Genomic DNA, 26,057 nt, shown 5'->3' on the forward strand with positions numbered 1-26,057 from the left:
GGCTTGTGGCCGGTGGTTAGAGTTTTCCTGCGGTGGTGGCGGGGGTGTATCCGGAGTTGGTGGGCATGCCGGTTCCGGTGAAGAGCCAGAGGGATCCGTCGGTGCGGGTGGCGAGCAGGTCGGTTTTGGTGTCGTTGGTGAAGTTGCCTGGGCCGAAGATGTCGGAGTAGATGTTCCATCCGGTGCCGATCTTGCGGGCTGGTTTGTAGCCTGTCTGGGTGGTGGAGGCTGTTCCAGTGCCGGCGTAGAACCAGAGGGTGCCGTCGGGTTTCCGGGCGATGAGGTCAACGCGTTTGTCGGCGTTGAAGTCTCCGGGGGTGATGACGTGGTTGAAGTTCTGCCAGCCGCCGTTCCCGATCTTCAGCGCCGAGGTGTAGCCTTCGGCGGTGTTGGTGATGCTTCCCGTGCCAGCCCATAGCCAGAGGGTTCCGTCGGTTTTGCGGCCCAGGAGGTCGGGTTTTCCGTCGCTGGTGTAGTCTCCGGGGGTCATGAGCTGGGTGAAGGCCTGCCAGCCGCCGTTACCGATTTTGCGGCCTGGTTTGTAGCCTTCGTTGGTGGCGTTGACGGTTCCGGTGCCGGCGTAGAACCAGAGGCTGCCGTCGGTGTGACGGGCCAGGAGGTCGACTCGGCCGTCGGCGTTGAAGTCTCCCGGGGCCAGGATCTGTGTGAAGACGTTCCAGCCGCTTGAGCCGATTTTCAGGGGGCTTCCGTAGCCGCCCTTACCGTCACCGTTGAAGAACCAGAGGGTGCCGTCCTTTTTTCGGGCGATGAGGTCTTTGGTGCCGTTGCGGTTGTAGTCACCGGGGGACAGGACGGTGCTGTAGTTTTGCCAGCCTGTGGTGGCGATGCGGGTGGCGGGCTTGTAGCCGTTGTCGGTCATGGCGGTCCCGGCGAAGAACCACAGGCTCAGGTCGGTCTTGTATCCGACAAGGTCGGTTTTTCCGTCGCGGTTGAAGTCGCTGGCCCCGACGACGTCGGCGTAGCCGGACCAGCCGCTGGCGATGCTGCGCCCTGGCTGGTAACCACTACTGGTGGTGCTGACAGTGCCGGTGCCCTGGTAGAGCCAGAGTGTTCCGTCGGGTTTGCGGGCGAGGAGGTCCGCGCGTCCGTCACCGGTGTAGTCTCCGGCGCCGGTAATCATGTCGAAGCCGGTCCAGCCGCCAGTGCCGATGCGGATTGAGCTGGTGACGATGCCCGGACTGGTACCGGTCCCGCGGTAGAGCCAGAGGGTACCGTCGGGTTTGCGGGCGATCAGGTCCGCCTTGGCGTCGCCTGTGAAGTCGCCCGGGGACACCATGATGTCGAAGGCTTTCCAGCCCGACCCGACCTTGACAGCGGCTTTGTACCCTTGCTGGCCGGCGGCGACGACGCCGGTGCCGGCGTAAAACCAGAGCGTGCCATCGGTCTTGCGGGCGACCAGGTCAGGGCGCTTGTCGCCGTTGAAGTCCTGGCCTCCGATGATCTGGCTGTAGATGCCCCACCCGGAACCGATCTTCACAGCAGTACGGAACGAACCAGTCCCCGTGCCGTCATGGAACCACAACGTGCCATCGACACGCCGCGAAACCAGGTCATGGGTGCCGTTACCGTTGAAATCCCCGGCATTCACAGCAGCCAACGACTTATCCAACACCACCGGAACGGAAGAAGGCGCCGTGGCGTTGCGCACGAAACGATCGAGGCTGTCAGCATTACCGTTCCAGCGATTCCAGTCCCCGACGACGGGCCCTTCGCTGGTGTATTGCCACAGGCTGTCTGCGCGCCAGCCAGCGGGCAGAGCGCCTGTGCAGCAGTTGTTGTACGAAGCGACGTGGAGTGGGTGGTCGGCGAAGGCCGTGCTGTACCCGGTACAGCGGTTCCACCAGTCGGTTGTCGTATAGATCATGGGAACCCGACCAGTTCGCTTGCGCATCGTGTCGGAGAAATCGCGGATCCAGCTGACCATCTGGGCAGGACTCATGTTGTAGCAGGTGTTGCCCAACTCTGGGTACGGGTTGTACTCGACATCGAGGAGGGGAGGGAGGGTCTTGCCGTCCGCGGACCAGCCGCCGCCATTCCGGAGGAAGTAATCAGCCTGGGCAGCGCCGCTTGACACGTTCGGAATAGCGAAGTGATAGGCGCCCCTGTCCATCCCCGATGTCTCAGCTCCACGATACTGGCCACCGAAGTAAGGATTCTTATACACCAGCGCTTCGGTTGCTTTGGTGTAGGCGAATCGGGAGCCCTGTCTCCACGCAGCCGCCCAATCGACGTTGCCTTGATGGCTGCTCACGTCAACTCCCAAAATGCCTACAGGCTTCCAGTAATTGATCATGGGCTGGAAGGCCGAAAGCGCGGACGGTTCGTCAGCCCGCGGAGAAGTGCTGAGGCGACCAGCCGGGTCGGCTTCGGGTGACGGATCGACGAGGGACGTAGTCCCGGCCTCCAGGGGGAACTTCTCCTCTGTGGCAATCTGGTTCAGCTCGTCCGCTGTCGGAACCTGCGGGTCACCCGATTCCGCTATCCGATCGACGCCCTGGCCAAGGCTCGCGCCGAGAGGGCCTATGAGTTGAGCCAACGCCTCCCTGTTGCGCGCCAGTTCCTCCGGCGTGAGTTCCGCAGGCAAAGCAGCCTCGTCGTATTCCTCGGCAGGCAACTGAGGCTGGACGGGCACTACGGTGGAGGAACTCCCCGTGGCAGGCTCTCTTTCCGGAGCGAGGTCCGACCTCTCCGAGGACGACGGCGCCGGCGTCGCCACTTCGATCGGATCCGTCGCCGTGGGTCCCTCCGAGGTGAAGGTCGACGTGTTGTCCCCAATCGGGCCAGTGAGGCCGGCGGCCGGTGCGACTCCGCTCATCAGGGTTAGGGCAAGAATGCTCGCTGAGAGGACGGCCGTTCGGCTGTGGTGTTTCACAATCGGGTCTCCAGGTAAATTTCGCTGATGTTGGCTTGTGGCCGGTGGTTAGAGTTTTCCTGCGGTGGTGGCGGGGGTGTATCCGGAGTTGGTGGGCATGCCGGTTCCGGTGAAGAGCCAGAGGGATCCGTCGGTGCGGGTGGCGAGCAGGTCGGTTTTGGTGTCGTTGGTGAAGTTGCCTGGGCCGAAGATGTCGGAGTAGATGTTCCATCCGGTGCCGATCTTGCGGGCTGGTTTGTAGCCTGTCTGGGTGGTGGAGGCTGTTCCAGTGCCGGCGTAGAACCAGAGGGTGCCGTCGGGTTTCCGGGCGATGAGGTCAACGCGTTTGTCGGCGTTGAAGTCTCCGGGGGTGATGACGTGGTTGAAGTTCTGCCAGCCGCCGTTCCCGATCTTCAGCGCCGAGGTGTAGCCTTCGGCGGTGTTGGTGATGCTTCCCGTGCCAGCCCATAGCCAGAGGGTTCCGTCGGTTTTGCGGCCCAGGAGGTCGGGTTTTCCGTCGCTGGTGTAGTCTCCGGGGGTCATGAGCTGGGTGAAGGCCTGCCAGCCGCCGTTACCGATTTTGCGGCCTGGTTTGTAGCCTTCGTTGGTGGCGTTGACGGTTCCGGTGCCGGCGTAGAACCAGAGGCTGCCGTCGGTGTGACGGGCCAGGAGGTCGACTCGGCCGTCGGCGTTGAAGTCTCCCGGGGCCAGGATCTGTGTGAAGACGTTCCAGCCGCTTGAGCCGATTTTCAGGGGGCTTCCGTAGCCGCCCTTACCGTCACCGTTGAAGAACCAGAGGGTGCCGTCCTTTTTTCGGGCGATGAGGTCTTTGGTGCCGTTGCGGTTGTAGTCACCGGGGGACAGGACGGTGCTGTAGTTTTGCCAGCCTGTGGTGGCGATGCGGGTGGCGGGCTTGTAGCCGTTGTCGGTCATGGCGGTCCCGGCGAAGAACCACAGGCTCAGGTCGGTCTTGTATCCGACAAGGTCGGTTTTTCCGTCGCGGTTGAAGTCGCTGGCCCCGACGACGTCGGCGTAGCCGGACCAGCCGCTGGCGATGCTGCGCCCTGGCTGGTAACCACTACTGGTGGTGCTGACAGTGCCGGTGCCCTGGTAGAGCCAGAGTGTTCCGTCGGGTTTGCGGGCGAGGAGGTCCGCGCGTCCGTCACCGGTGTAGTCTCCGGCGCCGGTAATCATGTCGAAGCCGGTCCAGCCGCCAGTGCCGATGCGGATTGAGCTGGTGACGATGCCCGGACTGGTACCGGTCCCGCGGTAGAGCCAGAGGGTACCGTCGGGTTTGCGGGCGATCAGGTCCGCCTTGGCGTCGCCTGTGAAGTCGCCCGGGGACACCATGATGTCGAAGGCTTTCCAGCCCGACCCGACCTTGACAGCGGCTTTGTACCCTTGCTGGCCGGCGGCGACGACGCCGGTGCCGGCGTAAAACCAGAGCGTGCCATCGGTCTTGCGGGCGACCAGGTCAGGGCGCTTGTCGCCGTTGAAGTCCTGGCCTCCGATGATCTGGCTGTAGATGCCCCACCCGGAACCGATCTTCACAGCAGTACGGAACGAACCAGTCCCCGTGCCGTCATGGAACCACAACGTGCCATCGACACGCCGCGAAACCAGGTCATGGGTGCCGTTACCGTTGAAATCCCCGGCATTCACAGCAGCCAACGACTTATCCAACACCACCGGAACAATCGCCTCCGCCGTGGCTACGGGTGTGATGGTGACGGAAGCGCTGGTTGTCCCCACGGAATCGATCTTGACTGTCGTTCCCGCATGGGTCCGGAAAGTCTGGCCCACCTGCCAGGTGAGGGACGTGTTGCCCCACCCCGACCGGAGGCTGTTGGGAGTAAGGACGATCGACGCGTTGCCGCTCCAACCTAGAACGTCCTTCTTGGTGATTTTGACTCCCTTGTTGCCGCCCGTTGCGGTGGCCGAGTCGGCTCCGATCGGGAGGCGAAGTTCGACGTAGTAGACCTCCTTGCTGACCGGGTCGGTGAACTTGATTGCCCGTCCCGCTTCAGCGCCTGCCCAAGGCTTGAGGGTGATCCTGGTGGCGCTGGACGGCGTGCCGATGTTCCGAATGTCCTGTCCGGTGCCAAACCCCCCGTACTCCCAAAGGAAAGCGTTGATCCGTGGAGAACTGACCTGGGCATAGCCCATGAGGTCCGAGGTGTCGCTGTATTCGGCGGAGTAGCAGGCGGGGTCGGCCCACGAGCCCCCCGAGCGCGGGACGTCCGAGCGGGCGTTGTTACAGGCCAGCGAGTTCGCATGGTGCAGTCCCAGGACGTGACCGAACTCGTGTGTGACGACGTTGTTCGTCAGCGCCGACGGGTAGGGCATGATTACGCGACCGCTGGTGGCACTGTCCGTGAACCCGCCCCCCAGAATGCCCCAGGATCCGTTGTAATTGAGGTCCGCATGCGGAACGAAGACCACCAGGGCTTCGTAGGACCGGTACTGCCAGCTCAGTTCCTTCGTCACGGTCGCCATGATCGTGCCGTAGGAGTCGGTGATTTTCGCGGCCGACTTGTGGCGGTATTCGTTGACCTTCGTTATCGACAGGCGCCCGGCAGAGGCTGCTTTCCAGTACGCGTTGGCGTTCGTGATGGAATTGCGCGCCGCCGTCATGTTGATCGCATCGGTATCGGCAACTGTCTTCCCCGACAGTTGCACGGTGACCAAGGTGACATTGAACGTTCCGGTCCGGGGGGCGATCGCCGCGGTGCCGGCACTGCCGTCGAGGTTCAACGGTGCGGCGGTCTTCAGGGGGGTGACGGGCTCCGCGTAATGCTCTCCGTAACGGGCGTTCGAGCCGGGCTCCTCGAGGGGATTCCAGTCCAGATCAGGGACGAAGGACGTCACTTCGTCCTGGGCCGCAGGATGCTCCGCAGGAGCCACGTCCTGCGTGGGTTCTGGAGTTGTTGGTGCGGTCGTTGCAACCGGGGCAGGGGCCGCTGTGGGAGCGGGGGCCGCCGTCGCGGCTGGGGCCGAAGTGGTCGCCGGCTCGGGAGCCGTCGGCGAGACGGTAGGAGTGGCCGTCGCGGGCGGCGACGGGGCGGTCACAGTATTGGTCGCTACTGCGGGAACCGCGCTACCGAGAAGTCCGACGGACAACAGGGCGGCGCACAACAGCCGAGCGGGGGAGGTCAGGGTCACAGGTTTCTCCAGCAGATTCCGGGCGTCAGCCAGGCGAGTGAATTCCCGTGCAGACTACAGTTCTGTTACGAACGTGACTAACGTTTCGGAAGTGAAAGTGGAATCTTAAGCAAAACCTGCGCTTCTGTCCGTATCGGTCTCGGCGTGTTGCTCGCGCGCCACTTAACGCCGTGTTTTAGATCGTGTTCCTGCGTTTACGCACTTATGCCGCCTGCCGCATCCAGGGCACGCTTCCGTTCCATATGCTGAAGCACAACTGAGGTTGCTCAAGCACTACCGTCGTACCGACGGCGTCGCGTGCGGACGTATGGGGGACATCAATAAATGCTGTTCACTTTGTCGACGGCGAGGTGCGGGAACTCCTCCGCAGGCGCGGACCCGACCCCGCCCGCCATGTCGGCGAGGCGCAACTCCTGGTGCACGACGCCGTCGCCGACTACGAGGAGCGCTCGATCCTCGTAGTCCTTCCACCGCTCGGACGGCTGGATGCCGCCCGCAAGCAGATCTTGCCGCCGTGGCCGGACTCAGAGCCCTCCAACCCCTGCTCGACGATCCGACCATCGAAGAGGTCTGGATCAATGCGCCAATCGACATCTATGTCGCAGCGGACGGTGAGTGTGAGCTCACGACCCTGTCGCTGATTGAGGAGCAGGTACGGGACCTCGTGGAGAGAATGCTGAAGTCCTCTCCACAGGCTGGACCGGTGTTGGCAGCGTATCGAAAGGCACACCCCCGGGCGCCGGAAGCGCTCTGCTTCACAACAGCCCGATGGTTGCCGAATGGTCCGAGCTACCTCAGGTACGAAGAGCCGCCTGAGGTAGCTGCAACCGGCTCATGAATGGTAATCGTCTGACGATGGTGCCCGGATGCAACTGCTGTGGTCAGCCAATGCGAGGAAGTGGTGCTGAACGGTGTGCGACACACAATTGCCTAAGGGCGCGCGTGAGCATCAGGTGACTTTAAAGCAGATGGTTCTGACGGCCGGGGATTTTGTTGTGGTGTATTCCTTGCTGACCGACAGCGAATAGCAGGAATTCCGACTGACGATGACCGAAAACGCGATGTTGCCTTGATGGCCCGAAGTCTTTTGGGTGCTGTACGTGCTATTAGCGGCAAGTTTCACGGTCTGATTAATGTTGTGACCGCCGTTCCCGGAAAGGACCGTCGACCGCAGGGACACCCTGGATCCCTTCCGAACCGTTGTGGAAAGCCGGGCACCGTTACTGTTGAAGACGCCAATAGGGCTGAGGGCCGCGGTCGGACGCCACTGCATGGAGTGCAAGGTCGCTGTCCTCGCCAGGCGCATGGACCACATCCCCAACTGCGCGTACTGAGTGCGCAGGGTGACATTTGCACTGACGAAAGCGGCATCCCGGAGTGCGTTCTGACCGTAGACCGAAGGGGAGAGGGACTGTTGCCGGACGCGACCCGTAATGTCGAAGTACGCGGGATACGTGGGAGGTTTCGCGAGCCAGGTCGCCATTCCTTCACTAAGCCATTTCCTGCCGTACAGGGTCACCGCCGACTCAAAGGTATAGGCATTATGATTTGCGTCCTGGACGGGGGGGCGCCCGAATGGGGTATTGCCAGAGGGGAGGTAAAGGTAGGCCCATCCGCCACCCTTTTCATTGTACGTCTCGATTCCCAGCCATTTTAGCTGGGAAACTACCTGAAATACCTTGACGAGTTTGGGGGGGTCACCTTCCAGGGCTCCTGAGTCCGCCACCTTGCTGAGGAATGCTGCGGCCCCTAGAGAGACGTTGACCACGCAGCCAGATTTCGAGGGACGGTCCGGCAGGCTCGTGGAATAAGCCATGCATTTGCCGTTGGGAGTGTCGTCGATCGGCGTACTCAGGAGTGAATCCACTGCACTGACAAGTTCTGCCCTTGGTACGGCGCCGGCAAGGTATCCAGCGAGCAGGACTTCTCCAACGTGATCCGCCGTCGAGACCGTGTACGTCGTCGAGACGGGGTTGACGGAGCCGTCCGAAAAGGCGTCCCAGGACTTGCCAAGCCCGTAGCCCCCGTCAGCTTTCCGGAGGCTGTAGACCTTTGTAAGGTACTGCTGGGTTGTTGGGTGCTTCCACCCTCGGTATTCAGCCGACATACGCGCTTGATAGGCATAGGTCCACGAAGCGTACTCCGGCTGACCGTCCGGATCGCTTTCCATTCGGTGGAACATGTCCCTGGCGATGGAGTTCCAGCCACTGCGTGATCCTGCTTCGGTAGGAGTTGGTGGAATTTCTTCGACCTTGGCTACCGGAACCGTCGTCGCGGACAGCTTGCCCGCGCTGGCGAATCCTGCTTTGGTCCCGGTCACCCGCAGCGCGAGTCGCTTCCCCAGCATGGCGGGCGTGGGGACATAGGACGAGGAGGACGCGCCGGTTATCCGGACGCCATTCGCGTACCAGGCGTAGGTGAGCGCGACCGGTGCCGGACCCCAAGCGCCGGTCGACACTGTCAGCTTTGAACCGACCAGCACCGGGCCGATGATTTTCGGCACCGGAGAAACGAGCGGCGGCAATGTGACTGGAGAAGTTGGTGTCGACGTACGGCTGACAGGCGGGTAGCCGGGCTTCTGACCGGTCACCCGGACGGTCAGCGATTTGCCGACGACGGCAGTGGAAGGGGCATAGGTGGCCGACGATGCACCCGAGATCGGTAGCCCGTTCGCAAACCAGGAGTAGGCGAGGTCGACGGGCCCAGGAGTCCAGGAGCCTGGGGAAACAGTCAGTTTCGATCCGACGGTGGCCGTGCCGTTGATGACCGGAGTCGGAGCGGTTAGCACTCCCTCTATCTGCGGCGTGGGAGCGGAACTTGCTGAGATCGACTCATACCCGGGTGCCGATGCCGTCACGATGACAGTGAGCTGGTGCCCTACATCCTCAGACGTGAGTGAGTATGTGCTGGTCTTGGAGCCCGCAACGAGGCTGCCGCCGCGCTTCCATTCATAGGTGATAGTCGCAGGTACCGGACCCGGGACGCCGGGGAGGGCAATGAGTGTGCTGCCAACTTTCGGAGTGCCGGCGATCGAGACGATTGGTGCCACGAGAGTTCCTGGCTGCACGACCTCGGGCAGGGCGTAAACCGAGACTGTGCTGTTCCAGCCCTCTCGGGTCAATGTCGCTTGAACCGAGACCTCGCGGCCAAGGTCCTCCCCCAGCAACTCGTATGCCACACCTGAAGCTCCGTCAATTGGCACGCTATCCCGGAACCACTGCAGTGACAGAACAGCCCCCGCGGTGAACCCGGATTGCTCGAAGACGACAGTCTGCCCGACCTGACTTACCCCGTCCAGACGGGGTGGCGTTGCGGAGAAAACAGGCGTCGGCTTGCCGAAAAGGCTCAATACGCTGTTTTGGGTGTTCGGCTCTTCGGGTACGGTCTCCTCCTCCGTGAACAAACCTACCGCTACTGCAGACTTCATCGCCTCCTCCCAGCCCGGTTCCTCGGAGAGCGGAGGTTCAAGGAGTGACGTGAAGTAGGCATCGAGGAGCTCCGGCGCCGAGACTGGTTGAACATCCTCCTGTTCCATGTGAGACAGGACCAGTGGACTAAGGTTGTGTTCTACTTCAAGCGTAGAAGTATGGACTTTTTTTTCCTCGTCCTCCAGGTTCTGAATGACCTGGAGGAAGTGCCCCGCCTTATCGTTCAGAACCACCGGTGCAAAGCCCAACTCATCCCGTGCAGCGTTGAACCGGGCAATGGCCTCGTCGACGGTGGTGGAAGATGGGGCTGACAGTGGGAGGTCTGTCGGCGGTGAGGGCTCGTACGTGGGCGTCTCGCTGCCCAGTTCGGGATGCTCGGCTGACGACGCTTCCGGCGACGAGGATGGTGAGGGCACCGGGGCGAGCACCTGACCGCCGGTTTCGGGTGCCGAGGGCGCTTCTTGAGCGGCGGCCGGCGGAAGAGACCCGCCAAGGATGGCGGCGGCGGTAAGCACAGCCGCCAGCGCTCTGCGGTGGGCTCCTAGCCGGTCGGAGCGCCGTCGGGATGGCGGGCGGACGGCAAGCGTGCGGGATCGGGGCACGGGTGCCCAAGGTGGTGCAGTCATTGTTTCCCCAGGTGAATGCTCCGAGACCATTTCCAACCCAAGTCGCGCCGCCGAGGTGCGTGACGTCTTCCGTGAGACGCACTCGGGCATGCATCAAAGGAGCGGTCGGATGCTTGCCACAAGCGCAGAAATACGCCGGGTCATGAGAGCGTAACCCATACCAGCTGGGCCGGACAGATTGTCCGGGTAGAAATCACTCTTCTGCTCCGTTGAGAGTCGACAGTAATCGGTCCACGTTATGGCTTCGGATCTCAGTCAATCCGGCGCAGATTCCGTCAAAGTGCACCGATGGGTCAGTTCTCGGAGTGTTTACCGCTCCCTATGCGATAGGACTTCGGGACTGCCCCATACCTGGGCCCTCCGGGCCGCTAATCCTCAGCGTATCCGCAGGATTAAGGCCTTAGGCCTCGGATTGCATGGGGGCCGCGCCGTCCGTTGTTAGCGTGACGTCCAGCGCTGGCGATCAGCCATCGGAACACGAGCCGGCACGTCCGGTATTACGTCCTCTGCCCGACCTCAGCGCGTGCCTCCTGGCGGCACCCGAGGTAGAACAGCCACGCCCCTAATGGCTCCGCCCGCTCCACGACGCCCATAAGGACGCCTCAATGATAACGCTTCTCACACGACTCTCCTGCGCCCTGGTCGCAACCGTCACCCTGGTGACGGCAACAGTAGGGTCGGCCTCCGCTGCGCCTCAGGGCCAGACCACCGCCGACACCTTTGCGTCGTCTCTCACGCAGGTCGACGACCAGGTCGTCTCCACCCTGACCGACAAGGCATCCGGAGCGCCGGCCGGCTACGACCCCGGGACCTTCGGCGTCCACCCCGCCGAGGACCCCCGGTCCGCCGGCGCCATGATGAACCAGACCGCCAAGTCCGCCGAGCACTTCGGCGCGCCGGCACCCTCCTCCCTACAGGAGTTCGTCGACCAAGCCCACATGGCAGGAGCCGCAGCCTACTCGCCGTGGCGGCCGAACGGGATCCAGGGCCTCGACGTCTCCTCCCACCAACCACAGATGAACTGGACGCTGGAGTGGAACCGCGGCGCACGCTTCGCCTACGTGAAGGCCACCGAGGGCAACTTCTACAAGTCCCCAGCCTTCGCCGACCAGTACACCGGGTCCTACCAGACCGGGATGATCCGCGGCGCCTACCACTTCGCGATCCCGGCAGCGTCCTCGGGGGCCGCCCAGGCCGATTACTTCGTCAACAGCGGCGGCGGATGGTCGGCCGACGGCAAGACGCTGCCCGGCCTGCTGGACATCGAGTACAACCCCTACCCGACCTACTATGGCAACAGCTGTTACAACATGTCCCCGATCCAGCTGAACACGTGGATCAAGGACTTCTCCACGCAGTACAAGGCACGCACCGGCCGCCTGCCGATGATTTACACCACCGCCGACTGGTGGCGCACCTGCACCGGTAACACTCCGGCGTTCAACGACCACCCGCTGCACCTGGCCTCCTACGGTGTCTCCTCCCCGCTCTGGTACCCCAACGGCTGGTCCACCTACGACCTCTGGCAGTACTCGGATTCCGGGCCCTTCGTTGGTACCGCCGGAGGTGACTCCAACGTCTTCGGAGGCACTCAGGCCCAGCTTGACGATCTGGCTAGGAACCCGCTCTACAAGCCTCTTGGCGGACGCGCGCCGGCAGGGGCAGCAGCCCCACAGCCCGTCATCGCCCCGACACCGTTCCGGGACGTAGCAGCCAGCCACGTGTTCGCCAAGGAGATCACCTGGATGTCGACCTCGGGTATCTCCGGAGGCTGGGCCGCTGCCGGCGGGACAAAGGAGTACCGTCCGAGTGTCGCAGTCAGCCGCGACGTGATGGCCGCGTTCCTCTACCGCATGGCGGGATCGCCGGCCTTCACGGCACCCAAGACGTCGCCATTCACCGATGTCACCCCTCAGGCAACCTTCTATAAGGAGATCTCGTGGATGGCGGCATCGGGAATCTCGACGGGATGGGCTGCTCCCGGCGGGAAGAAGGAGTACCGCCCGCATGTCGCGGTGAGCCGTGATGTGATGGCCGCGTTCCTCTACCGCATGGCGGGATCGCCAGCCTTCACTGCACCGACGACCTCATCGTTCGCAGACGTCATCCCTCAGACCACCTTCTATAAGGAGATGTCCTGGATGGCGGCATCGGAAATCTCAGGGGGCTGGGCCGTGGGAGGAACGAAGGAATACCGGCCGCACATCCCGGTCACCCGCGACGTCATGGCGGCCTTCCTCTACCGCCTCAACGACGTCATCTGAGCCTCGGGGCGCCCACCGTGGGTGGGCGCCCGAGGGATTTCTGTGTGGCATTGCCCGAGTGCCGCACAGCAACGGGCATGGTCGGTCGGACTCCATCCACCAAGCGCATGGTTCACATGTGTACGGCAGGCGTGGCACATGGACCACCGTCTGTACGAAGCCCTCGCCGGAGGGCTCAGCCGCAGTTGTCGCACTGCCCTGTGGCGGGTAGCTCGATGCCGTGTGTCGTCCACGTCGGGTAGTCCCTGGGCCCGGGTCCGGTCCGCCTGGCGATGCGCTTCGTATACTCGCGGGTGAGCGTGGCTTGGCGTCGTCGGGCAGGTCGGGCAGTACCGCCGGTAGCAATTCAGGCGCTCTTCCTCGGCGGGGGTCTCGAGCAGGGTCCGGGTGCCCAATCCTGTCCCGATCGGACCGGCGGAGGATCCCGTTGAACCTGGCGCCCACGGCTCCGTCCGAAGCTTGGACTACGAGCCGACAACGCTGGCGTAGTGCTTGTGGCGTTCCTCGTTGAGGTTCGGCAGCTCGTTCTCGTCCATCTCGAAGGCTTCCTTGCAGGGTGCGCGGCGGGGCCGTCGGCCAGACAGTCCGAGTTCGCCTTGGATGCACGAGGTGTACTGCCTAGGCAGGTTGGTTAACTGTGTGATCGGTGGTTTTCCTCCGATGGCGGTAGCGGCGAACCGGCGGCGAGCGGGGTTGCGCCAGGTCGACGGTCGGGCCGGTGGCAACGGTCCGCTGGGTGTGAGGGTGGTCTTTACGGCAACCCGCTCAGTGAGCTGGATCTGACCGGTCCGTCAGCCGAGTGGGATCACTGGCATTTACGCACATAGGTCGCCTGCCCTATCCGGGCACGCTTGCGTTCAGTAGGGTGAGGGTCGCGGAAGCAATTCCGGGCCCGAGCGCCATATCGACGTCGCGGGCGGACATATGGGGGACATCAATGGATGCTGTTCACTTTGTCGAGGGCGAGGTGCGGGAACTCATCCGCCGGCGCGGGCTCGATCCCGCCCGGCAGATCGGTGAGGTGCAGCTCCTGGTGCATGACGCCGTTGCCGACTACGAGGAGCGCTCGGTACTCGGTGTCCTTCCTCCGCTCGGGCGACTGGATGCCGCCCGCAAGCAGATCTACGACGCCGTGGCCGGATTCGGGGCCCTCCAACCCCTGCTCGACGATCCGACCGTCGAGGAGGTCTGGATCAATGCGCCCTCCGAGGTCTATGTCGCACGCAACGGTGAATCCGAGCTCACGGACCTGTCGCTGACCGACCAGCAGGTACGGGACCTCGTCGAGAAGATGCTGAAGTCCTCCGGACGGCGGCTCGACCTGTCCTCCCCGTTCGTCGACGCTTCCTTGCCCGATGGTTCCAGGCTGCACGTGGTGATCCCGGACGTGACCCGGAACCACTGGTCCGTGAACATCCGGAAGTTCATTGCGCGTGCCTCGAGGCTGGAGCACCTCGTAGAGCTCGGTACGCTGTCGCCTCACGCTGCACGGTTCCTCGGGGTGGCCGTCGCCGCCGGGTTGAACATCCTGGTCTCCGGCGCCACCCAGGCGGGCAAGACGACGATGCTCAACTGCCTGGGAGCGTCCATCGGCCCGCGGGAGCGTGTCATCACGGTCGAGGAGATCTTCGAGCTGCAGCTGCCATTGCGCGACGTCGTCGGGCTGCAGTGCCGCCAGCCCAACCTCGAAGGGCACGGGGAGATCCCGCTGCGGCGCCTTGTGAAGGAGGCGCTGCGGATGCGGCCGGACCGGCTGATTGTCGGCGAGGTACGCGAGGCCGAAAGCCTGGACATGCTCATCGCCCTCAATAGTGGGTTGCCCGGGATGTGCAGCGTCCATGCCAACAGCGCTCATGACGCCATCACGAAGATTTGTACGCTGCCTCTCCTGGCCGGTGAGAACATCTCGAGCAGCTTCGTGGTGCCGACGGTCGCCTCCTGCATCGACCTCGTGGTGCATTGCGCCCGGCTTCCCGGCGGCCAGCGCCGGGTCACCGAGATCATGGCCCTCGGGCGACGCGTGGAGAACGGTGTCATCGAGTCCTCCCCGGTCTTTCGGAGGATCGACGGGAGCCTGGAGCTGACGGCGACAGGCATGCCCGCCGAGGAGAAGTTCGCGGCCGCGGGCGTCGACGTCTCGTCCATCCTGGGCGCGCGCAGGTGAACACGGCGGCCGGGGTCGGTCTCGGGGTCGGCCTGTTCCTGATCTGGTGGTCGTGCTGGGAGCGGCCCCCGAGGGAACGTCGGGCTCCGGCGCGGCGGCAGCCCCTCGAGGATCTCCTTCTGCGGGCGGGGGTCGAGCGGGTGTCGGCCTACGGGCTGCTCGCCACCTGCGGCGCTACGGGGTTCGTCGTGCTGCTCATCGGGTTCGTCCTGACCCGCTCGGTGCCGATCGCGCTGTGTTTCGCGCTGTTCGGGGGTTTCCTGCCGTTCTCCGTCATTCGATGGCGGGCTGCGAAACGCAGCGCCTCCCTGCGTGAGCTGTGGCCCGACGTCGTGGACCACCTCCGCTCGGCCATCCGGGCCGGACTGTCGCTGCCCGAGGCGCTCATCCAGCTGGGTGAAAAGGGACCCGTCGAGTTGAGGTCGGCCTTTCAGGCCTTCGGTTCGGACTACCGCGCGGGCGGACGCTTCGACGACGCACTCAACAGACTCAAGGAGCGCCTGGCGGACCCGGTCGCGGACCGCATCGTCGAGGCGCTCCGCATGACGAGGGAGGTGGGTGGATCGGACCTCGGCCGGCTGCTCGGCACACTCTCCGAGTTCCTGCGCGACGCCGCCCGCACGCGCAGCGAACTGGAGGCGCGGCAGTCCTGGACCATCAACGCTGCGCGCCTGGCCGTCGCGGCACCCTGGTTCGTCCTTCTGCTCCTCGCCACCCGTCCCGAGGCCGTGCGCGCATACAACACGGCGGGCGGCGCAGTCGTGCTGCTGGGAGGCCTTGTGGTCTCCGTCGTCTGTTATCGCGTCATGCTCCGGATCGGGGCGCTGCCCGAGGACGAGCGGGTGCTTCGATGACGCCGACGCTCGCGCTGGGAATGCTGTGCGGTCTGCTGCTGGGTGCGGGTCTGTGGCTGGTCGTCGTCCGTCTGCCGGTCATGCGTGCTACGACCCTGACCCAGCGCATCGCGCCCCAGCTGCGCGCAGTGGACATCCGGTCCCGATTGCTCGCGGAACCCGCGGGCAACGTCACACCCTTCGGGCCGCTCGAGCGTATTGTGCGTCCCCTGCTCGCCGACGCCGTCGTGTGGTCGCACCGATTCAACCCGGCGGCGGCGACCCTCGCGAGGAGGCTCGCTCAGGCCGGCCGGGAGCAGACCGCCGCCGACTTCCGGGCCCAACAGCTGCTGTGGGCTGCGGGTGGGCTCGCCGCATCGACGCTGGTCATGGTGCTCCTGGCGGCTTCAGGGTCGATCAGCGTGCCGCTGGCCGTGGTGATCGTCCTCGGCTGCGCCGTTCTGGGGTTCGTCGGCCGCGACTACGTCCTGTCGTCCGATATCAGGAGACGCGAGGCGCGCATGCTCGCCGAGTTCCCGAGCCTCGCGGAGCTCATGGCCCTGGCCGTCTCCGCGGGGGAGAGCACGACCGGCGCGCTCGAACGCATCTGCAGGACGGCGACGGGGGAGTTGGCCGGCGAGTTCGCCCTCGTGCTCGCCGCGACGCGTGCGGGGAAGCCGCTCGTGGAGGCTCTGCAGGAATTCTCGCACCGGACCCGCATCGCGCCGCTCGCGCGTTTCGTCGACGGCATCACGGTCGCGGTCCAGCGCGGCACACCGCTCGCGGACGTGCTTCGCGCACAGGCCCAGGACGTCCGTGACCTGGCGAAGCGCGAACTGATGGAGTCCGCCGGCAAGAAGGAGATCGCGATGATGGTCCCGCTGGTCTTCGGGGTCCTTCCGCTGACTGTCCTCTTCGCCGTCTACCCGGGTATCGCCCTGATCAACCTCGGCTTCTGACACCGCAATCACGCAAACGAAGGGAAACGCCATGAAGGTCATCACCAGCACCTCGCGCCTCACCCAATTCTTCCTGGATGCCCTGGCGCTCCTGCTGGCCAGATCGGGGGACCGGGAACGGGGGGACGTGCCGGGCTGGGTGATGATCACACTGATGTCGGCGGTCCTTGTCGCCGCCCTGTTGGCGATCGCGGGGCCGGCCCTCGAGGGCCTGTTCAATCAGGCGATCGATCAGGTATCGCCCTAGGTCATGGTCGTGACGCTGCACTGTCCATGCTCCGGTCGCTCTCACTGCAAAGACCGGGAACGCGGTGCTGCCGTCGTCGACTTCGCCCTGGTCGGAGGTCTGCTGACGGTCGTCTTCATTGCGGTCATCCAGCTGACGCTCGTCCTGCACGTGCGGAACACCCTCATAGACGCCGCTGCCTCGGGAGCACGGTACGGTGCACTCGCGGACCGCTCGCCGCAGGATGCCGTCGGACGCGCGGAAGAGCTCATCCGCGGCTCGCTCGCCGATTCCTACGGATCCGACGTCTCGGTCGGTGAGAGTACGGTCGGCGGCGTCAGGACCCTCGAGGTGGTCGTCCGCGCTCCGCTGCCCGTCATCGGACTCGTCGGACCGGCGGGAATCATTGAGGTGCGCGGTCATGCGGCGCTCCCGTCCTGAAACGGAGCCTGGTCCGTCGAACCGCCGTGAGTGGACGGGAGTCGGCTGTCGCAGGGGCCAGCGATTCTGCCGTCTCGGGGAGGAGCGTGGCAGCGCCGTCGTGGAATTCGTCTTCCTGGGAGTCCTGCTCCTCGTACCGGTCGTCTACCTCGTCCTGACGGTCGGGCAGCTCCAGGGCGGGTCTTTCGCTGTCGTCGGGGCCGCCGATCAGGCGGCAAAGGTCTACGTGGACGCGACCACGCCGCAGGAAGCCGACGCGAGGGCGCGGGACGCGGTCCGCATCGCACTCGCCGACTTCGGTTTCAGCCCGGAGCAGGCCATGGTGGACATCGCGTGCAGCGGGCAGTGCCTCACGCCAGGGACAGCCGTGACCGTCGTCGTGCGCCTGGAAGTCCCTCTCCCGCTGGTCCCAGACATCGCGGGGACCCATCCCTCGGCCGCCACCGTCGACGCCACGTCGACGCAGATCGTCGAGCGCTTCGGATGACCCGGACCGCAGGAAGAGCACGCGCGGCCGGCGGCGACGGTGGGTTCTCGGAGGACGGGCAGATCGGCGTCCTCGTCATCGGCTACCTGTTCGTCTGTCTCCTCGTCGTCACCGTCGTCCTCGCGGTATCGGCCGTCTACATCGAACACAAGAAGCTTCTGTCGGCGGCCGATGGTGCGGCACTCGCGGCGGCCGACAACTACAGCATCGACGTCGGAGAAGGAGTGGACACGACGACGCCGCTTCCGACACTGCAGGACTCGGGGGTCGAGGAATCGGCGGCGGGTTACCTCGCCGCCACCGGGGCAGGGGACCGGTTCGAGCAGTTGTCCGTCGACCCGGCCACGGGCGCGGAGGACGGGCGGACCGCGCGGGTGGTCCTCACCGCCGTCGTACGCCCTCCCATCGTGAACTTCCTCGTGCCCGGCGGCATTCCGATCATCGCGCAGGCGGACGCCCGGGCCGAGCTCGTGCGCTAGATGGGCGGGCGCCGACGTCGCTCAGTGCTGTCACCGCGACGGTTGCACACCATGTGTGGAGAGAGGGGGATGCCGCCCGTAGTCAGTCCCGAGACAGGGGCCTACACTCGGCGTGCAACCCCGCCGCGGAGAACTTCAGAACCCGTCACTCATCGGATGAACTGGGCGTACGCATGGGTTTCTGTTCTGGCCTGAGCAGCATAGGAACGAACCATGACCAAGTATCTGTTCCAAGGAAACTATGTGGGTGCGGGCATCGAAGGTCTGATGCAGGAGGGCGGGTCCAAGCGCCGGGACGCGGTCGTCAACGCCCTGGAGTCCGTGGGGGGATCACTGGAGTGCTTCTACTACGCATTCGGTGACACGGATGTCCTCGGGGTCCTCGACGTCCCCGATCAACCCAGCGCAGTGTCATTGTCACTGATGATCAATTCCACCGGCGCCGTGAATCTGCGGCTCACCCCCTCCTGACGCCTGAGGGCCTCGACGCAGCAGCAAGCAAGACACCGTCGTATCGGGCACCCGGACAGTAGCGGGTTCGGGCAGCGTCCTCCTCACCACGGCGCCCGCCGCCGCCCGCGCCGAGCTCGTCGGGTGGACGGGCGGGAGAGGCCATGACGTAGGCTGGACGGACCATGGCAACCACTGATTTTCCCGCAGAGATCCGCGCCTTGCGCGCCAAGTACCAGTCGATCGAGCAGGTCTCCGACGTCGAGGGGATCCGCAAGGACATCGAGGAACTGAGCGAGGAAGCGGGAGCCCCGGACCTCTGGGACGATCCCTCGGCGGGCCAGAAGGTGACCTCGAAACTGTCCCACCGGCAGTCGGCCCTCGAGCGCCTCGAAACCCTCGAGAGCCGGATCGACGACCTCGAGGTCCTCGTCGGGCTGGCGCAGGACGAGAGCGACGAGGACACTCTCGCCGAGGCCGAGCGGGAACTCGTGTCCCTCGGCAGGTCCCTCGACGACCTCGAGATCGTCACGCTGCTGGCCGGCGAGTGGGACGAACGTGAGGCCGTCGTCACCATCCGCTCCGGCGCCGGGGGCGTGGACGCCGCCGACTTTGCCGAGATGCTCCTGCGCATGTACCTGCGCTGGGCCGAACGCCACGGCTACCCGACGCAGGTCCTCGACACCTCCTACGCGGAGGAGGCCGGTCTGAAGTCCGCCACGTTCGAGGTCAAGGCGCCCTACGCCTTCGGCACGCTGTCCGTGGAGGCCGGAACGCACCGCCTCGTCCGCATCAGCCCCTTCGACAACCAGGGCCGCCGCCAGACCTCGTTCGCCGCGGTCGAGGTCATCCCGCTGATCGAGCAGACGGACGTCATCGAGGTACCCGACAACGAGATCCGCGTCGACGTCTTCCGGTCCTCGGGACCCGGAGGCCAGTCCGTCAACACCACGGACTCCGCGGTGCGGCTGACGCACCTGCCCACGGGCGTCGTCGTCTCCATGCAGAACGAGAAGTCGCAGATCCAGAACCGCGCCGCAGCCATGCGGGTGCTCCAGTCCCGGCTGCTGCTGCTCAAGAAGGAACAGGAGGACGCCGAGAAGAAGGCGTTCGCCGGCGACGTCAAGGCCTCGTGGGGCGACCAGATGCGCTCCTACGTGCTCAACCCGTATCAGATGGTCAAGGACCTGCGCACCAATCACGAAGTCGGCAACACGTCGTCCGTGTTCGACGGCGAGATCGACGACTTCATTGACGCCGGTATCCGGTGGCGCACGAACAACCGCAACGACGCAGGCTAAGCGCTACGCGTCTTTCAGCGAGAATTACTTGTTTTCCGACGTTGCTCTTGCTCACGACACACCGCAGAGGTAGTAGGCGTTTTCCGGCCAGTCGTTATAGTCGAGGAGCCGGCGCCCCCTTTCCCGAGCCAGTGCCCGTGCCCCGGCGAGCGCGGGCGCAGAGTGATCATGATCCGATTCGACGAAGTCACGAAGACCTACGACCACACGTCGCATCCCGCCCTTGATGCCGTCTCCCTGGACATCGACCGCGGTGAGTTCGTCTTCCTCGTGGGCGCTTCCGGCTCCGGCAAGTCGACGTTCATCCGCCTGGTGCTCAAGGAGGACCGCGCCTCGCGGGGAGCGGTCTATGTGGCCGGCCAGAACGTCGCGAACATCCCCAGCTGGCGTGTGCCGCGTCTGCGCCGGGGCATCGGCGTCGTCTTCCAGGACTTCCGCCTCCTCCCCAACAAGACGGTCTTCGCCAACGTCGCCTTCGCGATGCAGGTCATCGGCAGGAGCCGGGCCGTCATCCGCGAGACCGTGCCGGACGTCCTCGCCACGGTGGGCCTCGAGGGCAAGGACAACCGCATGCCGCACGAACTCTCCGGCGGCGAGCAGCAGCGCGTCGCGATCGCCCGCGCGATCGTGAACCGCCCCGGTATCCTGCTGGCCGACGAGCCCACCGGCAACCTCGACCCGACCACCTCCATGGGCATCATGAAGATCCTCGACACGATCAACCAGAACGGCACCACGGTGGTCATGGCCACGCACGACGACGACATCGTGAACACGATGCGCAAGCGCGTCGTGGAGCTCCGCAGCGGGTCGGTGGTGCGCGACGACGCCCAGGGCATCTACGTGGGCCGGTCCGAAGTACTCGCCGGATGAGGGTCGCCTTCGTCCTGTCCGAACTCGGCTCGGGCATCCGCCGGAACCTGTCCATGGTCACCTCCGTGATCCTGGTGACCTTCATCTCGCTGACCTTCGTGGGTGCCGCCGGCCTGTTCCAACTGCAGATCAACCAGATGAAGGGGTACTGGTACGACCGCGTCCAGGTCACCATCTACCTCTGCGTGGACAACTCCTCGGAGGCGAGCTGCGCCGCCGGGCCGGTCACGGACGACCAGCGTGCCGCCATCGAGACGAAGCTCGAGTCCGAGCAGTTCGCCCCCTACGTCGACACCGTCACGCACGAGACGCAGGAGGAGGCACTCGCCCACTTCCGCGACCAGTTCGCCAACTCGCCGATCGTCGATTCCGTCACCGCCGATCAACTGCCCGAATCCTTCCGCGTCAGCCTCGTCGACGCAGAGAAGTACGAGGTCATCAGCGAGGCGTTCTCCTCGGAGCCCGGCATCGACGCGGTCAGCGACCAGCGCGACTTCCTCGAGGCGATCTTCCGCTACATGAACTGGGCGTCCGTCGTCGCGCTCGGCATCGCCGGCGTCATGACGTTCTGCGCCGTCCTGCTGATCGCCACGACCATCCGGCTCTCGGCGTTCAGCCGCCGCCGGGAGACAGGCATCATGCGCCTCGTCGGCGCGTCCAAGGCGGTCATCCAGCTGCCCTTCATCCTCGAGGGAGTGATCGCCGCCGTGATCGGGGCGGTCCTCGCATCGGCGACGCTCTGGGGGGCCTCCCGCTTCCTGATCGACGGCTGGCTCGTGACCACCTTCCCGCAGACGGCGTTCATCTCCTCCCAGCAGGTCCTGCTCCTGGTCCCGGCACTCATCCTGCTGGGCGCCCTCCTTGCGGGGATCTCGTCCCTGCTCACTCTTCGACGATACGTAAAGGTCTGACAGCGATGACGCTCCGCGCCCGGGGACACATGCGCACGCCAGGATCATCGTGGCGTGCGCAGCAGGACAAGCGGCCCCATGCCCACCGCGGCAGGGCGGGAGTGTCGATCGCGCTCGCCGCGGTCCTCACCCTCGGGTCCGGCGCGCCGGTGGCGGCGGACGAGCTCGAGGACCGCAAGAGCGCACTGGAGAAGGAGGTCGCCGAGGTCCAGCAGTCCATGGAGTACCTCGACGAGGACATCGCGGAGACCATCGGCGCGCTCAGGACCTACCAGGACCAGCTGCCTGAAGCGCAGCAGTCCCTGGCGGACGCCCAGGGCCGGGTCGAGACGGCGGCGGACGACGTCGGGGCCCTCGCGGTGCGTGTCGACCTGGCGCAGGAGACGAAGACGAAGATCGCCGAGGAGCTCCGCGCCGACCGGGAGGAGATGGACGAGACCCGCGAGGTGATCGGCCAGATCGCCGCCGAGGCCTACAAGAACGGCGGTGTCCCCACCAACGTGTCGCTGCTTCTGGGGGCCGACGGCGTCGAGGACTTCACCCGGTCCATGGACATGGTGGACCAGGCTCTGCGCAGCCAGAACGCCGCGATGGCACGCTTGTCCGAGCAGAACGCGACGAACGTGAACAGCCAGGCGCGCCTCGTCGCCGTCGAGGCCGAGATCGCGAAGCTCAAGGAGAAGGCGGACGCCGCCCTGGCCGCGGAGCAGTCGGCGCGCGACGCCGCGGCGGGCGAGAAGGCGAAAGTCGACAGGCTCGTGGCCGACACCTCGGCCCTGTCCGCGAAGCTGCAGGACCAGAAGCCCGTCATCGAGGCGAAGCTGGCAGGCGTGGAGAAGGCGCAGCAAAAGGTCAACGCGGACATCGCCGAGCGCCAGCGCCGTCAGATCGAAGAGGCTCGCAAGGCCGAGGAGGCCCGCCAGAAAGCCGAGCAGGCCCGCCAGAAGGCAGAGCAGGAACGCGTCCGCGCGGAGGCCGAGGCAGCCGCCGCCGCCGAGGAGGCCCGCCGGCGAGCCGAGGCCGAGGCAGCAGCCGAAGCAGAGACGGCACGCCGCGCCGCCGAAGCGGCGGCCGCGAACAAGCCGGCGCCCCCGCCCGTGCAGCCGCAGGTCGTCACTCCCGTCGCGCCCGTCATCCCGGACCCTCCCGACATCCCTGTCCCTCCCGTCGCGCCACCATCGGGCCCGACCGCTTTCGGCCTGAGGGCTCCGGTCAGCGCCCCGATCTCGTCCGGCTTCGGGTTCCGCCCGACGCCGCTGGGAACCATCGACTTCAACGGCGCCGGCGGTTACGTGCACACGGGCATCGACTACGCGGTGGGCTGCGGCACGCCCCTGTACGCGCCGGCCGCCGGCGAGGTCTGGTACGCGGATTCAGGGGTCCTGCCCGGCGCGGGCAACCGGATCGTCCTCAACCACGGCGTGGTCGGCGGCAACGCCCTCGCGACCAACTACTACCACCTCACGAGCTCCGTGGTCTCGGTGGGGCAGCGCGTCAGTGCCGGCCAGCTGATCGGCCACACGGGCCGCACGGGCAACTCCGACGGCTGCCATCTCCACTTCGAGACGATGCTGAACGGTGCGCTCGTGGACCCGCTCGGTCTGCTCGGGTCGTAGGATGGAAGGCACTGCCCACCCGCGGGCCGCCGTCCGCAGCAGTGTCGCGAGAAGGAGTAACGCCGTGCCGAAGGAAAGTGGCCGGAAAGTGGTGGCCACCAATCGGAAGGCCTTCCACGACTACGCCGTGCTCGACACCTACGAGGCGGGGATCGCCCTGATGGGCACCGAGGTCAAGTCACTGCGGGCGGGGCGCGCCTCTCTCGTCGACGGTTACGCGGTCTTCTACAACGACGAGCTCTGGCTCGAAGGCATCCACATCTCCGAGTACTCGCAGGGCAGCTGGACCAATCACGCCGCGCGTCGCCGGAGGAAGCTGCTGCTGCACCGCGAGGAGCTCACCAAGATCTCGCAGAAGATCCGCGAGTCCGGCTTCACCCTCGTCCCGCTGCAGCTCTACTTCCTCAACGGCAGGGCAAAGGTCGAGATCGCCGTCGCCCGGGGAAAGCGCGACTACGACAAGCGGCAGACCCTGCGCGAGAAGCAGGACAACAGGGAAGCGCTGCGCGCCATGCGTGAGAAGAACCTCGGCGCGTGAGCGACATCTTCTGGGAGACCCAGGAGGACGACGGTCCGGAGCCGTCGGAGTTGAAGTACAGGCGGCCCTGGTGGGTGACGCTCGGGGCCCTCGTGGACCTGATCCTGCTGCTCATCGTGGTGCCGGTCGGGATCCTCTCCCTGATCCCGTTCGTCTTCCTCATCTACGTCTTCTTCGCGCAGGTCCTCGTCTGGATCTCACCCGTTCTGCTGATCCTGAACGCAGCCATCTTCTGGTGGGGTTTTCGCCGCAAGCAGGCCGCGACCACCGCGCTGGCGGCCCTCGGCATCGCCTTCGTCACCCTCGCCTTCGTGATCGTGCGTCTCTGGCAGTCGCCCGTCGTCATCCTGGGCATCACGCTGGGTCGATGACCCGTTCACCAGGGGCGAAGCCCTGCCGGCCGACCCCGCGGGTGCGGTACAGTGAAGGAACTGGTCGGTCCATGGGCCACCCAGAGCAGGAATCACTTGATAACTGAACATGGGGATGACAGGTTTCGACGATGTTAGTCGCGACAGGGGAAGCGGGCCGAGGATACAGGGTTATCTCGTAAACGCTCCTTGTAAAACAATAAGTGCCGAACAAAAGCGCACTGACTTCGCTCTCGCTGCCTAAGCAGCCTAGCTAGTCCGTCAGCCCGGGTTTGCTCTCGCCCCGGATACTGGCGTCATTTAGAGGGCCACTGCTCCCGGTCCTCGTTGTAGGGACCGGGGGGACTCTTATACAACTGGGCTCGGCAGTCACTTGTTCGCACGATGACTGGAGCCGAGAAAAACCGACGCGAACTGCGCCCGGAGAAGCCCTGACTACACTGCATCGGACGCGGGTTCAATTCCCGCCATCTCCACCAACGACGAAGCGCTCCGCCGGTCCCCGGCGGGGCGCTTCGTCGTTCCCAGGGCCTGCGGCCCCTTCTCCCGCGTGACCGTCGCGTCTACTCTTGAGCGACGCCGACGTCCGGGGGGAAAAAATGAACCGCACACTCGAGCACCTGCTGATAGCCCTCTGCTGCGCCCTCATGGCCTCCGGCAGTCTTGCCACGGCCCCACCGGGCCACGCCCTGACGGCGATCGACGCGCGGTACGCGCAGCTCGGCGGCGCCGGCGGGCGTCTCGGGCCTCCGGTGGGCGCCGAGTTCTGCGGGCTCCGCAATGGAGGATGCCAGCGGAACTACCAGCGCGGTGTCATCGTCTGGTCGCCGGCCACCGGAGCCCAGCCCTCGTACGGTGCCATCCGTCAGACCTGGCGGGCATACGGCTCCGAGAACGGCCGCTTCGGGTATCCCATCGGGCGCGAGGTCTGCGGCCTGCGTGGTGGCGGCTGCTTCCAGAACTACCAGGGCGGATCGATCATCTGGTCGCCGACCACGGGAGCGCGGATCTCCGTCGGGGCCATCAGGGCCCGGTGGGCTACGACCAACTACGAGAACGGCGCCCTGGGCTATCCGGTCTCGAACGAGTCGTGCAGCGCGGGGACCTGTACGCAGCGCTACCAGCGTGGCCTCATCACATGGACCGCGAGGGGCGGGACGGTGCTGAGGCGCGACATCGACGTCGCGTCCTCGTCGGTGGTCGTGGTCAACAAGCGGCGTCCGCTGAACCCCGCGCGGTACACGCCCGGCCCGCTGGTGGGGGTAGGGGGCCCGGTGCTGCGCAGCGACGCGGCGCAGCAGTTCACCCGGCTGCTCGCCGACGCGAGGGCAGCCGGGATCGCGATGGTGCCGGTGAGCGGGTACCGCTCGTACGACACGCAGGCCTCCCTCTACACCTCCTACGTCAACCAGTACGGGCGGGCGACGGCCGACCTCATCTCGGCGCGTCCCGGCTACAGCGAGCACCAGACCGGCCTCGCCATCGACATCGGCAACAGCAACGGGGCGTGCGGTCTGCAGGAATGCTTCGCGGGCACACCGGCGGGGGCATGGGCGGCGCAGAACGCATGGCGGTACGGGTTCATCATCCGCTATCCGCGCGGCCAGACCTCGGTGACCGGCTATGCGTACGAGCCCTGGCACCTGCGCTATGTCGGCACCACGATCTCCTCGGAGATGCGCACCCACGGACTGCCGACGCTCGAGCACTACATGTCGATCCCCGCGGCGCCGACCTACTGACCGATCACCCGCCGACCGGGAGCCGGGAGCGCGAACTACACTGGGGCGATGAGCTGGACTGACAGGACGCCGTCGTGGCTCCCGCCGCTACCGCCGCCCCGTCGGGGCCGCGGCCTGATCGTGCTCGGCTGGATCCTCGTGGGGAGCACCTTCGTGTACATCTTCGTCATGAGCTACGTCGGGGGAACCCACACGCTCTACACCCTCATTCCCCTCCTGCTCGGTCTCCTCTGCCTGATCGCGGGCCTGCTTCGGAGGGACACCCGCGCACGGTAGGCGTGTTGCCCGAGGAGTTATTTACACGCTAAAAATAA

At 65.4% G+C, this 26,057-nt stretch carries 21 protein-coding genes and 1 other RNA gene; 19 read left to right on the forward strand and 3 right to left on the reverse strand.

Going from position 1 to position 26,057, the window contains the following annotated elements; genetic code table 11:
- Positions 1–16: 16 nt before the first annotated feature.
- Positions 17–2,653: a GH25 family lysozyme gene (locus tag ACX80F_RS01860; RefSeq protein ID WP_459334678.1), complete on the reverse strand. Its 2,637-nt coding sequence runs from the start codon at positions 2,651–2,653 to the stop codon at positions 17–19.
- A gap of 288 nt (positions 2,654–2,941) precedes the next feature.
- On the reverse strand, positions 2,942–5,740 hold the full coding sequence (locus ACX80F_RS01865; RefSeq protein ID WP_459334679.1) for an FG-GAP-like repeat-containing protein: 2,799 nt from the start codon (positions 5,738–5,740) through the stop codon (positions 2,942–2,944).
- Between the two features lie 808 nt (positions 5,741–6,548).
- Between ACX80F_RS01865 and ACX80F_RS01870 the strand changes: the two genes are divergently transcribed.
- Positions 6,549–6,872 (forward strand): hypothetical protein, encoded by a 324-nt coding sequence (locus ACX80F_RS01870; RefSeq protein WP_459334680.1) that lies wholly within the window; start codon positions 6,549–6,551, stop codon positions 6,870–6,872.
- 111 nt (positions 6,873–6,983) lie between these two features.
- Here the strand turns inward: ACX80F_RS01870 and ACX80F_RS01875 are convergent, their stop codons facing one another.
- Positions 6,984–9,878, reverse strand: coding sequence for a hypothetical protein (locus tag ACX80F_RS01875; RefSeq protein ID WP_459334681.1), 2,895 nt, complete (start codon positions 9,876–9,878; stop codon positions 6,984–6,986).
- An 815-nt stretch (positions 9,879–10,693) separates the two neighbouring features.
- On the opposite strand from ACX80F_RS01875, the gene ACX80F_RS01880 reads away from it, so the two are divergent.
- The 18 genes from ACX80F_RS01880 to ACX80F_RS01965 all read left to right on the forward strand — a co-directional run bounded on the left by ACX80F_RS01880 (position 10,694) and on the right by ACX80F_RS01965 (position 26,019).
- Positions 10,694–12,352, forward strand: a complete 1,659-nt coding sequence (locus ACX80F_RS01880) for a GH25 family lysozyme (protein ID WP_459334682.1) — start codon at positions 10,694–10,696, stop codon at positions 12,350–12,352.
- A 937-nt stretch (positions 12,353–13,289) separates the two neighbouring features.
- Complete coding sequence (locus ACX80F_RS01885; protein WP_459334683.1) at positions 13,290–14,516, forward strand: CpaF family protein; 1,227 nt, start codon at positions 13,290–13,292, stop codon at positions 14,514–14,516.
- Positions 14,513–15,370: a type II secretion system F family protein gene (locus ACX80F_RS01890; RefSeq protein WP_459334684.1), complete on the forward strand. Its 858-nt coding sequence runs from the start codon at positions 14,513–14,515 to the stop codon at positions 15,368–15,370. The genes ACX80F_RS01885 and ACX80F_RS01890 overlap by 4 nt, the downstream gene beginning before the upstream one ends.
- Positions 15,367–16,308, forward strand: a complete 942-nt coding sequence (locus tag ACX80F_RS01895; protein WP_459334685.1) for a type II secretion system F family protein — start codon at positions 15,367–15,369, stop codon at positions 16,306–16,308. The genes ACX80F_RS01890 and ACX80F_RS01895 overlap by 4 nt, the downstream gene beginning before the upstream one ends.
- A 31-nt stretch (positions 16,309–16,339) precedes the next feature.
- Complete coding sequence (locus tag ACX80F_RS01900; protein ID WP_459334686.1) at positions 16,340–16,555, forward strand: hypothetical protein; 216 nt, start codon at positions 16,340–16,342, stop codon at positions 16,553–16,555.
- A gap of 3 nt (positions 16,556–16,558) precedes the next feature.
- Positions 16,559–16,975, forward strand: coding sequence for a TadE family protein (locus ACX80F_RS01905; protein WP_459334687.1), 417 nt, complete (start codon positions 16,559–16,561; stop codon positions 16,973–16,975).
- Between the two features lie 100 nt (positions 16,976–17,075).
- A complete protein-coding gene (locus ACX80F_RS01910) occupies positions 17,076–17,462 on the forward strand; it encodes a hypothetical protein (RefSeq protein WP_459334688.1) in 387 nt (128 codons plus the stop codon).
- The gene (locus ACX80F_RS01915; RefSeq protein ID WP_459334689.1) at positions 17,459–17,941 is read left to right on the forward strand and encodes a pilus assembly protein TadG-related protein; all 483 of its coding nucleotides are present in this window, start codon (positions 17,459–17,461) and stop codon (positions 17,939–17,941) included. Before ACX80F_RS01910 ends, ACX80F_RS01915 begins: the two co-directional genes overlap by 4 nt.
- A gap of 213 nt (positions 17,942–18,154) precedes the next feature.
- Positions 18,155–18,412, forward strand: coding sequence for a GYD domain-containing protein (locus ACX80F_RS01920; RefSeq protein ID WP_459334690.1), 258 nt, complete (start codon positions 18,155–18,157; stop codon positions 18,410–18,412).
- Positions 18,413–18,576: 164 nt separating this feature from the next.
- A complete protein-coding gene (gene prfB / locus ACX80F_RS01925) occupies positions 18,577–19,692 on the forward strand; it encodes a peptide chain release factor 2 (protein ID WP_459334691.1) in 1,116 nt (371 codons plus the stop codon).
- 168 nt (positions 19,693–19,860) lie between these two features.
- On the forward strand, positions 19,861–20,565 hold the full coding sequence (gene ftsE, locus ACX80F_RS01930; protein ID WP_459334692.1) for a cell division ATP-binding protein FtsE: 705 nt from the start codon (positions 19,861–19,863) through the stop codon (positions 20,563–20,565).
- The gene (gene ftsX, locus ACX80F_RS01935; RefSeq protein ID WP_459334693.1) at positions 20,562–21,476 is read left to right on the forward strand and encodes a permease-like cell division protein FtsX; all 915 of its coding nucleotides are present in this window, start codon (positions 20,562–20,564) and stop codon (positions 21,474–21,476) included. The genes ftsE and ftsX overlap by 4 nt, the downstream gene beginning before the upstream one ends.
- 29 nt (positions 21,477–21,505) lie before the next feature.
- Positions 21,506–23,092, forward strand: coding sequence for a peptidoglycan DD-metalloendopeptidase family protein (locus tag ACX80F_RS01940; protein ID WP_459334694.1), 1,587 nt, complete (start codon positions 21,506–21,508; stop codon positions 23,090–23,092).
- Between the two features lie 64 nt (positions 23,093–23,156).
- Complete coding sequence (gene smpB / locus ACX80F_RS01945) at positions 23,157–23,630, forward strand: SsrA-binding protein SmpB (RefSeq protein ID WP_434993748.1); 474 nt, start codon at positions 23,157–23,159, stop codon at positions 23,628–23,630.
- Positions 23,627–24,001 (forward strand): hypothetical protein, encoded by a 375-nt coding sequence (locus ACX80F_RS01950; RefSeq protein ID WP_459334695.1) that lies wholly within the window; start codon positions 23,627–23,629, stop codon positions 23,999–24,001. The genes smpB and ACX80F_RS01950 overlap by 4 nt, the downstream gene beginning before the upstream one ends.
- 111 nt (positions 24,002–24,112) lie before the next feature.
- Positions 24,113–24,480: a transfer-messenger RNA gene (gene ssrA, locus ACX80F_RS01955) on the forward strand.
- Between the two features lie 120 nt (positions 24,481–24,600).
- The gene (locus tag ACX80F_RS01960; RefSeq protein WP_459334696.1) at positions 24,601–25,743 is read left to right on the forward strand and encodes a D-alanyl-D-alanine carboxypeptidase family protein; all 1,143 of its coding nucleotides are present in this window, start codon (positions 24,601–24,603) and stop codon (positions 25,741–25,743) included.
- A gap of 48 nt (positions 25,744–25,791) precedes the next feature.
- Entirely contained in the window at positions 25,792–26,019 is a 228-nt protein-coding gene (locus tag ACX80F_RS01965; protein ID WP_459334697.1) for a hypothetical protein, read from the forward strand.
- Positions 26,020–26,057 lie beyond the last annotated feature (38 nt).

The sequence above is a fragment of the Arthrobacter sp. TMS2-4 genome (assembly GCF_054511075.1).

What these genes read in the sequence shown, in the direction of transcription:
- ACX80F_RS01880 (WP_459334682.1), top strand. Translation starts at nt 10,694, where the DNA reads ATGATAACGCTTCTCACACGACTCTCCTGCGCCCTGGTCGCAACCGTC.
- ACX80F_RS01885 (WP_459334683.1), top strand. Translation starts at nt 13,290, where the DNA reads ATGGATGCTGTTCACTTTGTCGAGGGCGAGGTGCGGGAACTCATCCGC.
- ACX80F_RS01895 (WP_459334685.1), top strand. Translation starts at nt 15,367, where the DNA reads ATGACGCCGACGCTCGCGCTGGGAATGCTGTGCGGTCTGCTGCTGGGT.
- ACX80F_RS01900 (WP_459334686.1), top strand. Translation starts at nt 16,340, where the DNA reads ATGAAGGTCATCACCAGCACCTCGCGCCTCACCCAATTCTTCCTGGAT.
- ACX80F_RS01905 (WP_459334687.1), top strand. Translation starts at nt 16,559, where the DNA reads ATGGTCGTGACGCTGCACTGTCCATGCTCCGGTCGCTCTCACTGCAAA.
- ACX80F_RS01915 (WP_459334689.1), top strand. Translation starts at nt 17,459, where the DNA reads ATGACCCGGACCGCAGGAAGAGCACGCGCGGCCGGCGGCGACGGTGGG.
- ACX80F_RS01920 (WP_459334690.1), top strand. Translation starts at nt 18,155, where the DNA reads ATGACCAAGTATCTGTTCCAAGGAAACTATGTGGGTGCGGGCATCGAA.
- prfB (WP_459334691.1), top strand. Translation starts at nt 18,577, where the DNA reads ATGGCAACCACTGATTTTCCCGCAGAGATCCGCGCCTTGCGCGCCAAG.
- ftsE (WP_459334692.1), top strand. Translation starts at nt 19,861, where the DNA reads ATGATCCGATTCGACGAAGTCACGAAGACCTACGACCACACGTCGCAT.
- ftsX (WP_459334693.1), top strand. Translation starts at nt 20,562, where the DNA reads ATGAGGGTCGCCTTCGTCCTGTCCGAACTCGGCTCGGGCATCCGCCGG.
- ACX80F_RS01940 (WP_459334694.1), top strand. Translation starts at nt 21,506, where the DNA reads ATGCGCACGCCAGGATCATCGTGGCGTGCGCAGCAGGACAAGCGGCCC.
- ACX80F_RS01960 (WP_459334696.1), top strand. Translation starts at nt 24,601, where the DNA reads ATGAACCGCACACTCGAGCACCTGCTGATAGCCCTCTGCTGCGCCCTC.
- ACX80F_RS01965 (WP_459334697.1), top strand. Translation starts at nt 25,792, where the DNA reads ATGAGCTGGACTGACAGGACGCCGTCGTGGCTCCCGCCGCTACCGCCG.